Genomic DNA, 12,149 nt, shown 5'->3' with positions numbered 1-12,149 from the left:
TCGGCGTCCTTTCACTTCAGCCGGAGCGGCAGGCCGGCCACGAGCAGCAGCACCTCGTCGCACACCTGCGCCAGCCTCGCGTTCAGCGAGCCCAGTTCGTCGCGGAACAGCCTGCCAGAGCGGGTCGCGGGCACCACTCCCAGCCCGACCTCGGCGGACACAAGTACCAGCGGCCAGTGGCGTCGCGCCACCGCTTCGACGAGTTCGTCACACCGGGCGCGGGCCCCGTCCACCGGGCCATCCCAGCCGCCGGTGTCGTCCAGCACGCCCGTCAGCCACGTCGCGAGGTCGTCGACGAGCACCGTTTCCGGGACTTTCCCCAGTATTTCGGGCAGATCCGTGGTCTCCACCGTCGACCACGCGGCCGGCCGGCGGGCCACGTGCGCGGCGATCCGCGCCTGCCACTCGGCGTCCGACGGGTCGCGCCGCGCCGTCGCCACGTAGGTGACGACGTCCCCCGCGAGCCCCTCGGCGTGCGCCGACTTGCCCGAGCGGGCGCCGCCGAGCACCAGTGTCCGTGACGTCACCGGCCGGACGTTACCGTCTGCGCATGGCGCTGCGATGGCACTACCAGGACGACGACGGCCTCGACGTGACCGGCCCGGACGTCGCGTTCGACGACCAGGCCGCCGCCGAGGACTGGCTCAGCGCCACCTGGACCGACCTCGCGGAGATCGACGTCACCCAGGTCACGCTCCTCGACGGCGACGAGGTCGTCTACGGGCCTATGAGCCTCAAGCCCTGACCCTCGATGCAGGGAAGGGGGGCTTTCCCCGCATCGAGCGCAGGGAAAGCCCCCTTCCCTGCGAATCACGGAGACTGCGTCAGCATCGGGTCGGTGCGGACCGTGCCCTCCAGGACCTTGTCGATCCGCTCCAGGATCTCCGCGTCCAGCTTCACGCCGGCGGCCTTGACGTTCTCCGCCACCTGCTCCGGCCGGCTGGCGCCGATGATCGCCGAGGCGACGTTCGGGTTCTGCAGCACCCAGGCCACCGCCAGCTGGGCCAGCGACAGGTTCACGTCGGCGGCGATCGGCTTGAGCTGCTGGACCTTCTCCAGCACCTCGTCGAGCAGCAGCCGGGAGATGAAGTTCTTGCCGCTGGCGTCGGTGGCCCGCGAGCCCTCCGGCACCGGCTGGCCCGGCAGGTACTTGCCGGTGAGCACGCCCTGCGCGATCGGCGAGAACACGATCTGCGACAGGCCCTCCCGCTCGCTGGTCGGGATGACCTGCGGCTCGATGACCCGGTGCAGCATGTTGTACTGCGGCTGGTTGGAGATGAACGGCACCTTCAGCTCGCGGGCGACGGCCGCGCCGCGGGTGATCTGGTCGGCGTTCCACTCGGAGACGCCGATGTAGAGCGCCTTGCCCTGCCGCACGATGTCGGCGAAGGCGAGGAAGGTCTCCTCCAGCGGCACGGTCCGGTCGAACCGGTGCGCCTGGTACACGTCGACGTAGTCGGTGCCCAGCCGCTTCAGCGAGCCGTTGATCGACTCCAGCACGTGCTTGCGGCCGAGGCCGCGGTCGTTGGGGCCGCCGGGACCGGTCGGCCAGAAGACCTTGGTGAGGATCTCCAGGCTCTCCCGGCGCTGGCCCTTGAGCGCCTCGCCGAGCACCGACTCGGCCTTGGTGTTGGCGTACACGTCGGCCGTGTCGAACGTGGTGATGCCGGCGTCGAGCGCGGCGTGCACGCACTTGACGGCCTGATCCTGCTCGATCTGGGAGCCGTGGGTGATCCAGTTGCCGTACGAGATCTCACTTACCGACAGGCCGCTGCGGCCCAGGCGACGAAACTCCATGTCCCGAAGCCTAGACGTCGTTAGTTAGATCAGCTAATTAATGGCCCCGGATCTCGTGGGGCGGGATCTCAGACCGAGACGGTCTCGCCCGGCCGCACCCGCGGCCGCGGCACCCGCAGCCGGCGCACCTGGCTGGCCCGGGTGAACGTGTACCAGACCATGCTGGCGGTGCCGATGGTCTCCTTGGGGAACTTGGTTCGGGCCAGCCGCGTCGCCAGCCGGCCGAGCATGATCGCCTCGACGACCATCGCCAGCAGGAACACCAGGCAGGCCAGCATCACGTACTCCTGGAGCACCAGGCCCATCGCCGGCACCGCCACCTGTGCGAAGTACGACACCAGCACCAGGATCGCCATCGGCATGAACAGGCCCATGAAGTTGCGCCGCGAGTCGATCACGTCCCGGACGAACGCCTTGACCGGGCCACGGTCCTTGGGCATCAGGTACGCGTCGTCGCCGGCCATCATGCGCTCGCGCCGCTCGTTCTGCGCCTTGCCGCGCTCCTCGCGGGTCAGCTTCGGCCGCAGGTCGCGGTTGCGCTTCATCGCCTCGCGCTGGGTGCGGGGCGGCGGCGGCACCGGGCCGCGGCGGCGGCCCTCGGCCTCGATCCGCTTCGGCGTCGGACGGCCCTTGCGCGCGGTCTGCCCCTTCGCCAGGTCGGATTCCGTGGCGATGTCCACCGCCTCGTCCTGAGCGGCGGCGTCGTCGGCTGAATTGCGGCGCAAGAACCTCACGTCACCAGGGTAAGCCAGGCCACCAGAGGTAGTTTCAGCGCCATGCGCGTACTCGTCGCACCGGACTGCTTCGGCGGCACGCTGACCGCCCGCGAGGCCGCGGAGGCCATCGCCGCCGGCTGGCGCCGGACCGCGCCGTCCGACGAACTCCTGTTGCGCCCGCTCGCCGACGGCGGACCCGGCTTCGTCGAGGTGCTGCACGGCGCTCTCGGCGGCGAACTGCACGAGGCGCGGGTGACCGGTCCGCTCGGGCAGCCGGTGCACGCGCAGTGGCTCGCCCACGACGGCACCGCCTACATCGAATCGGCGCAGGCGTGTGGTCTGCACCTCACGCAGCGCCGCGACCCGGAGACGTCCACCACGTACGGCGTCGGCGAGCTGATCGTCGCCGCCCGGGACGCCGGCATGCGCACGGCGGTCGTCGGGCTCGGCGGCTCCGGCACCACCGACGGCGGCGCGGGTCTGATCAGGGCCCTCGGCGGGCACGTGAGCGATGACACAGGAGCCCCGATCGGGCCCGGCGGCACCGACCTGGCGCGGGCGGCCGACGCCGAGCTGCCGGAGGTCGGGATCGCCCTCGTCGCGGCGTCCGACGTGGAGAACCCGCTGCTCGGACGGCACGGGGCGGCGAACACGTTCGGTCCGCAGAAGGGGGCCGACCCGGCCGCGGTGGACCGGCTGGAGGCCGGCCTGACCCGGTGGGCGGACGTGCTCGCGGCCGCCGGACGTGATGTGCGCGACCGGCCCGGCGCGGGCGCCGCCGGCGGCCTGGGGGCCGGGCTGCTGGCGCTGGGCGCCGAGTTCACGTCCGGATCCTCGCTGGTCAGGACGCTGACGAGGCTGGACGAGGCGTTGGACCGGGCCCGGCTGGCGATCACCGGCGAGGGCAGCTTCGACTGGCAGTCGCTGCGCGGGAAGCTGATCACCGCGGTGGCCGCCGGCGCGGCCGAGCGGGGCATCCCCTGCCTGGTGCTGGCCGGCCAGGTCAGCGTGGGCCGCCGCGAGGCCGGCGCGGTCGGCGTCGAGCAGTCCTACGCCGTCGCCGAGCACGCGGGCTCGGTGCCGGCGGCGATGGCCGACCCGGCCGGCACGCTGGCCGCCCTTGCGGCGGACGTGGCGGCGCAGTGGTCCGGAGCAAATGCCCGCTGACCTGTGTCACCATGGGGTGAGGAATGAACGTCGACCCGTTCTGCGTTGGACCGTGAAGGACAGGACTACGCAGGACGTCGAGGGAGAGCCATGACCGTCCAGGACACCGCCTCGCAGGGCACGCCGGTCGAGGAGCAGACGCACGGCGTCGAGCTCACCGACACCGCTGCCAGCAAGGCCAAGGCGCTGCTCGAGCAGGAGGGGCGCGATGACATGCACCTGCGCATCGCCGTCCAGCCCGGTGGCTGTGCGGGTCTGCGCTACCAGCTGTTCTTCGACGAGCGCAGCCTCGACGGCGACCTGCTCCGCGACTTCAACGGCCTGAAGGTGGCCGTGGACCGGATGAGCGCGCCGTACCTCCAGGGCGCCACGATCGACTTCGTGGACACCATCGAGAAGCAGGGCTTCACGATCGACAACCCGAACGCGGGCGGCTCGTGCGCCTGCGGCGACTCGTTCCACTGATCGAACGAGCTTGGAGTCTGAACGAGCCCCTTGGGCTGAAAGGGCCGCCTCCCTCGGAGGCGGCCCTTCTCGCGTGTCAGTAGTCGTCGAGGCCGCTGACCTGGGCGACGCACGTCTCGTCGACCCGCCACGGGGCGGCCTGGCGCGGGGACGGCAGCGGGCGGACCAGCTGCCGGAGCGCGCCCGGGATGTCGGCGCAGTCGTCGATGAGCTGATCCAGTGAAACGGGTTCTGGGGTGGTCACGACAAGACCGTAGGTCGAGGGACACCCCATCGGTATCCGTTACCAATCGGTAGTCTTTCGAACCCGGAACAGTCCACCCGACCGGGTGGCCGACCAGTCGAGATCGGGGAGAACCACAGTGCCCGTCGCTGTCATCGGCAGTATCGCCGCCGACCACCTCATGCACTTCCCGGGCAAGTTCACCGAGCAGCTGGTGGCCGAGCGGCTGGACCGCGTGTCGCTGAGCTTCCTGGTCGACGACCTGGTGGTGCGCCGGGGCGGCGTCGGCGCGAACATCGCGTTCGGCATGGGTGTGCTGGGGCAGCGGCCGGTCCTGGGCGGCGCCGTCGGCAAGGACTTCGACGACTACCGCGCCTGGCTGGAGCGGCACGGCGTGGACTGCCAGTCCGTCTACGTGTCCGACCTGAAGCACACCGCCCGGTTCATGTGCACCACCGACGACGACATGAACCAGATCGCCTCGTTCTACACGGGCGCGATGGCCGAGACCGGCATGGTCGAGATCGGCGCCATCGCCGACCGCGTCGGCGGCCTGGACCTGGTGCTGCTCAGCCCCACCGACCCCGACGCGATGATCCAGCACGCCGACGAGTGCCGGCAGCGCGGCCTGGCCTTCGCCGTCGACCCGTCGCAGCAGCTGGCCCGGATGGACGGCGACCAGGTGCGCCGCTTCGTCGTCGGGGCGAAGTACCTGTTCAGCAACGACTACGAGTGGGAGCTGGTGCTCCGCAAGACCGGCTGGACCGAGGCCGAGATCCTGGACAAGGTGGAGATGCGCGTCACCACCCTCGGCGAGAAGGGCGTGGAGATCGTCGGCCGCGAGGTCGGCGCGCTCCAGGTGCCGGCCGTGCCCGAGCTGGCCAAGGTCGACCCCACCGGCGTCGGCGACGGCTTCCGCGCCGGCTTCCTGGCCGCCGTGTCCTGCGGCCTGGGCCTGGAGCGTGCCGCCCAGCTCGGCGCGCTGGTCGCCGTGCACGTCCTGGAGGTCAACGGCCCCCAGGAGTGGGCCTTCGACCGCGTCAAGGCCCTGAGCCGCCTCTCCGACGCCTTCGGCCCCGAGGCCGCCACCGAGGTCGCCGCCATCCTCCCCGCCTGAGCCCCCGCGAGTCGCGCTCACAGACACACCGAATGTAGGTTTCAGGCAGAAAAAGGCCCCGTCCACCTGGACGGGGCCTTTTCAGGCCGGCAGGGCCGCGAGGTCGCGCCGGTCTCTGGAGTCGCGGGCCGGGAAAATCGCGTCTTTTCAGCGATTTTCCCGGACTAGGCGAAGAGGCCGGATCAGAGCGACCTCGCCCCGCGCGGAACGCGCGGCAAAGTCACAGGCGGACCGGGTACTGCGGCTCCGGGATGACCGGCTTGATCCGGCCCTCGGTGAAGATGCCGTGCCAGATCATGAACATCAGCAGCGCCCAGATGCGGCGGCTGTGGTCCATGCCGCCGGTCCGGTGCTCCTCGATCATCGCCAGCACCGCCTGCTTGTCGATCAGGTGGTCGGTCTGCGACTGGCGCACGATGTCCAGCGCCCAGGGGTGCATGTCCTCGCGCAGCCAGTGCCGGATCGGCACCGGGAAGCCCAGCTTGCGCCGGTTGATCACGTGCGCCGGGATGATGTCGGCGATGGCCCGCCGCAGCGCGAACTTGGTGGTCTCGCGGGTGATCTTCTGCTCCATCGGAACCTGTGAGGCGATCTTGAAGACCTCGTGGTCCAGGAACGGCACCCGCAGCTCCAGCGAGTTGGCCATGGTCATCTTGTCGGCCTTGACCAGGATGTCGCCGCGCAGCCAGGTGAACAGGTCCACGTGCTGCATCCGGCTCACCGGGTCCCAGTCCACCGACTCGCGGTACGGCTTGGCGGTGGCGTCGGCGTGCGTCACCGACGAGCTGTACGTCCGCAGCACCGACCGCAGCTGGTCGTCGCGGAAGATGCGCGCGTTACCGTAGTAGCGCTGCTCCAGCGTCAGCGCGCCGCGGCGCAGCAGGTCCTTGCCGCGCACGCCCTCGGGGATACGGGTGGAGACCCGGCCCATGGCCTTGCGCAGCGCGCCCGGCACCTTCTCGAACGGCGCCAGCGACAGCGGCTCGCGGTAGATCGTGTACCCGCCGAACAGCTCGTCCGCGCCCTCGCCGGACAGCACCACCTTCACGTGCTGGCGGGCCTCGCGGGCGATGAACCACAGCGGCACCAGCGCCGGGTCGGCCACCGGATCGTCCAGATACCAGGTGATCAGCGGCACGGCCTCCATCATCTCGGCCGCCGACACGGTCCGGACCACGTGCTTCACTCCGATCGCCGCGGCCGACTCGGCGGCCACGTCCACCTCGGAGAATCCGGCCCGCTCGAAGCCGGTGGTGAAGGCGATCAGGTCCGGGTTGTGCTCCTTGGCCAGCGCCGCGATCACGGTGGAGTCGATGCCGCCGGACAGGAACGAGCCGACGGTCACGTCCGCGCGCATGTGCTTGGCCACCGAGTCGCGCAGCGCGTCGGCGATGTCGGCGTACAGCTTGGTGGCGTCGGCCGGGCCGTGCATCACGCGCGGGCGGAACTTCGGCGTGAAGTACCGCTCGGTGACGATCTCGCCGCCGGGGGAGAAGGTGAACGACGTGCCGGACTCGATGCGCCGGATGTGCGTGTTCAGCGACTCGGGCTCGGGCACGTACTGCAGGATCAGGTAGTGCTGCAGCGCCCGGCGGTCCAGCTTGGGCTCGATGCCCAGGGTGTCGGCCAGCTCCAGCAGGCTCTTCTTCTCGCTGGACATGGCGATGCCACCGGGGCCGGACGCGTAGTACAGCGGCTTGATGCCGAACGGGTCGCGCGCGCCGAAGATGGTCCGGCGCTCGCTGTCCCAGATCATGAACGCGAACATGCCGCGCAGCCGGGACACCGCCGCCGGGCCCAGGAAGTGGTACGCGGCGACGATCACCTCGCTGTCGCCGTCGGTGTGGAACTGGGCGCCGAACCGCTCGATCAGCTCCGCCCGCAGCTCGATGTAGTTGTAGATCTCGCCGTTGAAGGCCAGCGCGTAGCGGTTCTCCTGCCCGGGCGGGCCCCACAGCAGCGGCTGGTGGGAGTGCTCCAGGTCGATGATGGCCAGCCGGTTGAAGCCGAACACGACCTCGCCGCCCTGCCAGGTGGCGACCTCGTCCGGGCCGCGGTGCCGCTGGCAGCGCAGGGCCCCGGTCAGCGCCGGACGCGCGGCCGCGGCCGCGCTCTCAGTGGGACAGATCAGTCCAAGCAGCCCGCACACGTCCTGAACGCACCTCTCATCGACAGGGCACTACCGCACCGGGGGTCGCCGCCCAGTATGCCCATGGCGGCCCGGCGGCCGACCGGCGCATCGTGCCGTTACCGCTTGGTGGACGACGCAGCCCGGCCGGTCGTTGCCCGGCGACCCCGTTGCGATCACCCCCGAACGGTGGCCGAGAACCGCCTGGGTTAGGCTCCGGTCTGACTGACGGCGGGGTGCCGTCACCGCTGCTGAGCAGCGGCTGGCGTGGGATCACGCCAGAGGCCCGTCACCGAGGAGGCAGCGAGCAGTGCGCCTGATGGAGGGCTCCCGGAAAGCACGGGTCGCCAAACTCGCCGGGCTTGCCGGCCTGGTCGCGGTTGCCGCAAGCGGCTGTTCGACCGACGAGGTCCTTCGCTTCGGTTGGCCGCAGGGCATCACGCCGCAGGCCGATTCGATGCGCGACCTGTGGACCGGGTCGGTGATCGCCGCGCTCGTCGTCGGCCTGATCGTCGCGATCCTGATCCTGTGGCCGGTGGTCTTCCACCGCAAGCGCGGCGAGGAGCTGCCCAAGCAGCTGCAGTACAACCACCCGCTGGAGATCGTCTACACGGTCATCCCGGTGGTCATCGTCGCGGTGCTGTTCTACTTCACCGCCACCACCGAGAACTACGTCACGGACAAGAGCCACAAGCCGGACGTCACGGTCGAGGTCATCGGCTTCCAGTGGAACTGGGAGTTCAAGTACGACGACTACAAGACCCCGGACGGCAACCCGGTGTCCACGGTCGGGTCGAGCAGCGAGATCCCGCTGCTGGTGCTGCCCACGAACAAGTGGATCCAGTACAACCTGCTGTCGACGGACGTCATCCACTCGTTCTGGGTGCCGGCGTTCAACTTCAAGCGGGACGTGTTCCCGGACCCGGACAAGAACAACCAGGACTCGTCCTTCCAGAACACGATCGACCAGACCGGCGCGTTCGTGGGCCACTGCGCCGAGCTGTGCGGCGCGTACCACTCGGGCATGAACTTCGAGGTGCGGGCGCTGCCGGACGAGGAGTTCCAGCAGTACATGCAGCTGCGGACCAAGCTGAACGCCAAGACGGGCAAGCCGTACACCGCGGCCGAGGCGCTGGCCGAGATGAACTGTGGCGACCTGTGCGCCCCGCAGGCCACGACCACGCACCCGTTCAACACGGACCGCACCTCGCGGACCGGAAGCTGAGGAACCACCGATGAAGATTGAATCCAGGATCTTCGAGATCGTCGCGGGCTTCTGCTTCATCATGGCCGTGGTCTACGGCGTGTGGGCCAAGGAGCCGGTCGGCATCGTCGCGCTCACCCTGACCGGCGGCCTGTGCCTGATCACCGGCACCTACTTCCGGTTCGTGGCCCGCCGCATCCCGGAGCGTCCGGAGGACGACACCGAGGCGGAGATCAGCGACGGCGCCGGCGAGCTGGGCTTCTTCAGCCCGGGCAGCTACTGGCCGTTCGCCATCGCGCTGTCCGCCGCGATCGGCGCGCTGTCGCTGGCGTTCTTCCAGGTGTGGATGATCGTGATCATGGTGGTGCTGATCCTGATCTCCGTGGGCGGTCTGGTGTTCGAGTACCACACCGGTCCCAACCACGAGTGAGAAGCTGTGCTTGTCCCCGCGCGTTCTGCGCGGGGTGCGGCCGCGCCGCTGCCTTCCCTTGTCTCATGTCGATCGATGAACAGACTCGATCGACATGAGCCTGCGGTCCAGGCACCGGCGTGGCCGCACCTGAAGACCTACTGAGCGAACGGCCCCGGGCATTCTGTCCGGGGCCGTTTTCGCGCACGATCTCCGTGTGCCGCAATTAGACGACCGAGCCGCCACCCGGCGACTGCTGGACCGCTTCGGGTTCGGTCCCCGACCGGGCGAGCTGGACACGCTCGCTGCCGGCGGGTTTGCGGCGGCGTGCGAGCACGTGCTGGCCCAGACGCCGGACACCACGCCGCTGCCGGACCTGGGCGCGGAACCCGCACCCGTTGGCGGCAAACAGAAAGCCAGCACCGCCGAGCGCAAGCAGCGGCAGAAGACGTTGCGCCAGCAGCAGGTTGCGGCCGCCCAGTGGTGGCTGGACCGGATGGCCGGCACCGCGTCCGCGCTGCCCGAGCGCCTGACCTGGTTCTGGCACGGGCATTTCGCCACCAGCGTGCAGAAGGTGCACAGCGCCCACCTGATGCTGCGCCAGAACCAATCGTTCCGGAGCATGGGCGGCGGGGACTTCACCCCGCTGGCCAAGGCGATGATCGTCGACCCGGCCATGCTGGTGTGGCTGGACGGCGAGCAGAACAAGGTGGGCGCGGCCAACGAGAACCTGGCCAGGGAGTTCATGGAGCTGTTCACGCTCGGCGTGGACCGCTACACCGAGACCGACGTGCGCGAGGCCGCCCGGGCGCTCACCGGCTGGACGGTGAACCGCACCACCGGCGTGGCCTCGTTGGTACCCAAACGACACGACAACGGCAGCAAGACCGTGTTGGGAATCACGGGAAATCTCGACGCCGATGGATTTGTCGACATCGTGCTGAATCGTCCGGACTCGCCGCGTTTCGTGGCGGGCCGGATGTGGTTCCGGTTGGTGAGCGCCACCCCGCCGCCGGCGGACGCGCTGGACCGGCTGGTCGCGGGCTACGGTCCGCAGCGGTCCATCGGGGGGCTGCTGCGGGCCGTGCTGGCCGAACCGGCGTTCCGGGACCCGGCGACGACACTGGTCAAGCAGCCGGTGGAGTGGGCGGTCGGCCTGATGCGGGTGCTGGGCGTGCAGCCGTCCAAGCTGCCGGTCACGCAGTTGGAGGCGGGCCTGCGCGGCTTGGGACAGGTGCCGTTCGAGCCGCCGAGTGTGGGCGGCTGGCCGGCGGCCCAGTCCTGGCTGACCACGTCGGCCGGGCTGGCCCGGCTGCACCTGGCGCAGCTGATCGCCGAGCACGCCGACGTGGCGCACGTCACCACCGCCGCGGCCGCCGGGCAGGCGCTCGGCGTCGACACGTGGAGTCAGCGGAGCACCGCGGCGCTGGCCGGCATCCAAGGGGCGCAGCTGGTCGCGATGGCGGCCTGCGCGCCGGAATACGTGGTGAGCCAATGAGAATCAGCCGACGCGGCTTCATCATCGCCAGCGGCGTCGTCGGCGCGGGCGCGCTGGCCGGCGGGGCCACCGCAGTCACCTGGTCCGACCTGATGACCGCCGCCGCCCAGAACCCGCTGCGCCCGGACGCCGGCGTGCTGGTCGTGTGCACGCTCTACGGCGGCAACGACGGCCTGAACACCGTGATCCCGGCCTCGGATCCGGCGTACCAGAAGGCGCGGCCGGATCTGGCGTACCAGCCGCACGAGGTGCTGGATCTCGGCGACGGGCTGGGCCTCAACCCCGGTATGAAGGGGCTGAAGAACCTCTGGGACGACAAGCGGCTGGCCATCGTGCGCGGGGTCGGCTACCCCAAGCCCGACCACAGCCACTTCCGGTCCATGGCGATCTGGCAGACCGCGTCGCCGGACACCCCGCAGCAGACCGGGTGGCTGGGGCGGTGGCTGGACGTGACCGGCGACGACCCGCTGCGGGCCGTGGCGATCGAACCCGTGCTGCCGCCGCTGATGGCCGGGCAGCGGGCCGCCGGCGCGACGCTGCCCGTGGCCGGTCTCAAGCTGCCGACCGGCGCGCTCGGCAAGTCGTTCTCCCTGATGGGGCAACCACAGTCGGGGGAGCTGCCGGACCAGGCGAGGGTCGCTCGGTCCATCGCCGACCTGCACACCACCGCCACCAAGCTGGGGCCGGACATGAAGCCCGACAACGCCAAGGCGGGCAACACCGGGCAGTTGGCGGCGCAGCTGGACGTCGTCGGCGGGCTGGTCGAGGCGGGCGCGCCGACGCGGGCGTACTCGGTGTCACTGGGCGGATTCGACACCCATGCCGACGAGAAGGGCACGCAGCAGCGGCTGCTCACCGAGCTCGACCAGGCGCTGTCGGCGTTCGTGGACCGGATGAGCAAGACCGACCGGGGCAAGCAGGTCGTGGTGCTCGTGTACTCCGAGTTCGGGCGGCGGGTCGGCGCGAACGCCAGCGACGGCACCGATCACGGCACCGCCGGGCCGGTCTTCGTCATCGGCAGCTCGGTCAAGGGCGGCTTCTTCTTCGGGGAGCAGCCCAGCCTCACCGACCTGGACAACGGGGACCTCAAGGAGAGCACGGACTTCCGCGACGTCTACGCCACCATGCTGCGGGACGTCCTGGGCGAGGACCCCGGCAAGGTCCTGTCCGGCCACGACAACACCGTCAGCGGCCTGCTGGCCACATGACCCTCTTGGCCGCCTAGACCGCGGGCGGCGCTTGCCCGGCCCCTCAGCCCCGAGCAAGCCCCGCCCGCTCAGGCTCCACGCATGGAAGGGGGCTTTCCCTGCATTCAACGCAGGGAAAGCCCCTTGAAGTCAGGTGGTTGTTGCAACACCCCGTCTGAGTCAGGTGGTGTGTTGTGCAGACCGGACGTCCCCCTCTTGCCCGCTCCGTCCAGGTCCT

The 12,149-nt window shown here is 70.2% G+C and carries 13 protein-coding genes; 8 read left to right on the top strand and 5 right to left on the bottom strand.

Annotated elements, in window-relative coordinates; all coding sequences use genetic code 11:
• Nucleotides 1-11: 11 nt before the first annotated feature.
• Nucleotides 12-527 carry a bifunctional adenosylcobinamide kinase/adenosylcobinamide-phosphate guanylyltransferase gene (gene cobU / locus BCF44_RS50325; protein ID WP_116181711.1) on the bottom strand — a complete coding sequence of 172 codons (516 nt, stop codon included), beginning with the start codon at nucleotides 525-527 and terminating at the stop codon, nucleotides 12-14.
• Nucleotides 528-550: 23 nt separating this feature from the next.
• Here cobU and BCF44_RS50320 point away from each other — a divergent pair, with 23 nt between their 5' ends.
• Complete coding sequence (locus BCF44_RS50320; RefSeq protein WP_116181710.1) at nucleotides 551-745, top strand: hypothetical protein; 195 nt, start codon at nucleotides 551-553, stop codon at nucleotides 743-745.
• Between the two features lie 65 nt (nucleotides 746-810).
• On the opposite strand, the gene BCF44_RS50315 is transcribed toward BCF44_RS50320, so the two are convergent.
• Both BCF44_RS50315 and BCF44_RS50310 read right to left on the bottom strand, forming a co-directional pair.
• Entirely contained in the window at nucleotides 811-1,797 is a 987-nt protein-coding gene (locus BCF44_RS50315) for an aldo/keto reductase family protein (protein ID WP_116181709.1), read from the bottom strand.
• 68 nt (nucleotides 1,798-1,865) lie between these two features.
• Nucleotides 1,866-2,531 carry a DUF3043 domain-containing protein gene (locus BCF44_RS50310; protein WP_116181708.1) on the bottom strand — a complete coding sequence of 222 codons (666 nt, stop codon included), beginning with the start codon at nucleotides 2,529-2,531 and terminating at the stop codon, nucleotides 1,866-1,868.
• A gap of 42 nt (nucleotides 2,532-2,573) precedes the next feature.
• Between BCF44_RS50310 and BCF44_RS50305 the strand changes: the two genes are divergently transcribed.
• Both BCF44_RS50305 and BCF44_RS50300 read left to right on the top strand, forming a co-directional pair.
• Nucleotides 2,574-3,680, top strand: a complete 1,107-nt coding sequence (locus BCF44_RS50305) for a glycerate kinase family protein (protein WP_116181707.1) — start codon at nucleotides 2,574-2,576, stop codon at nucleotides 3,678-3,680.
• 90 nt (nucleotides 3,681-3,770) lie between these two features.
• Nucleotides 3,771-4,145, top strand: a complete 375-nt coding sequence (locus tag BCF44_RS50300; RefSeq protein WP_116181706.1) for a HesB/IscA family protein — start codon at nucleotides 3,771-3,773, stop codon at nucleotides 4,143-4,145.
• A gap of 76 nt (nucleotides 4,146-4,221) precedes the next feature.
• Here the strand turns inward: BCF44_RS50300 and BCF44_RS50295 are convergent, their stop codons facing one another.
• Nucleotides 4,222-4,389: a DinB family protein gene (locus BCF44_RS50295; protein ID WP_342775750.1), complete on the bottom strand. Its 168-nt coding sequence runs from the start codon at nucleotides 4,387-4,389 to the stop codon at nucleotides 4,222-4,224.
• 160 nt (nucleotides 4,390-4,549) lie between these two features.
• On the opposite strand from BCF44_RS50295, the gene BCF44_RS50290 reads away from it, so the two are divergent.
• Nucleotides 4,550-5,485 (top strand): carbohydrate kinase family protein, encoded by a 936-nt coding sequence (locus tag BCF44_RS50290; RefSeq protein WP_116181773.1) that lies wholly within the window; start codon nucleotides 4,550-4,552, stop codon nucleotides 5,483-5,485.
• 220 nt (nucleotides 5,486-5,705) lie between these two features.
• Here BCF44_RS50290 and asnB read toward each other — a convergent pair whose 3' ends face one another.
• On the bottom strand, nucleotides 5,706-7,634 hold the full coding sequence (asnB, locus tag BCF44_RS50285) for an asparagine synthase (glutamine-hydrolyzing) (RefSeq protein WP_116181704.1): 1,929 nt from the start codon (nucleotides 7,632-7,634) through the stop codon (nucleotides 5,706-5,708).
• 298 nt (nucleotides 7,635-7,932) lie between these two features.
• Between asnB and ctaC the strand changes: the two genes are divergently transcribed.
• The 4 genes from ctaC to BCF44_RS50265 all read left to right on the top strand — a co-directional run bounded on the left by ctaC (nucleotide 7,933) and on the right by BCF44_RS50265 (nucleotide 11,932).
• Complete coding sequence (ctaC, locus tag BCF44_RS50280; protein ID WP_116181772.1) at nucleotides 7,933-8,838, top strand: aa3-type cytochrome oxidase subunit II; 906 nt, start codon at nucleotides 7,933-7,935, stop codon at nucleotides 8,836-8,838.
• 10 nt (nucleotides 8,839-8,848) lie between these two features.
• Nucleotides 8,849-9,247, top strand: coding sequence for a cytochrome c oxidase subunit 4 (locus tag BCF44_RS50275; RefSeq protein ID WP_116181703.1), 399 nt, complete (start codon nucleotides 8,849-8,851; stop codon nucleotides 9,245-9,247).
• Between the two features lie 196 nt (nucleotides 9,248-9,443).
• A complete protein-coding gene (locus tag BCF44_RS50270; RefSeq protein ID WP_116181702.1) occupies nucleotides 9,444-10,724 on the top strand; it encodes a DUF1800 domain-containing protein in 1,281 nt (426 codons plus the stop codon).
• On the top strand, nucleotides 10,721-11,932 hold the full coding sequence (locus BCF44_RS50265; RefSeq protein WP_116181701.1) for a DUF1501 domain-containing protein: 1,212 nt from the start codon (nucleotides 10,721-10,723) through the stop codon (nucleotides 11,930-11,932). Before BCF44_RS50270 ends, BCF44_RS50265 begins: the two co-directional genes overlap by 4 nt.
• The last annotated feature ends 217 nt before the right edge of the window (nucleotides 11,933-12,149 follow it).

This window comes from Kutzneria buriramensis (genome assembly GCF_003387475.1).
In the GTDB taxonomy this organism is placed as follows: domain Bacteria; phylum Actinomycetota; class Actinomycetes; order Mycobacteriales; family Pseudonocardiaceae; genus Kutzneria; species Kutzneria buriramensis.
This window is presented reverse-complemented; position numbering and strand designations above follow the sequence as displayed.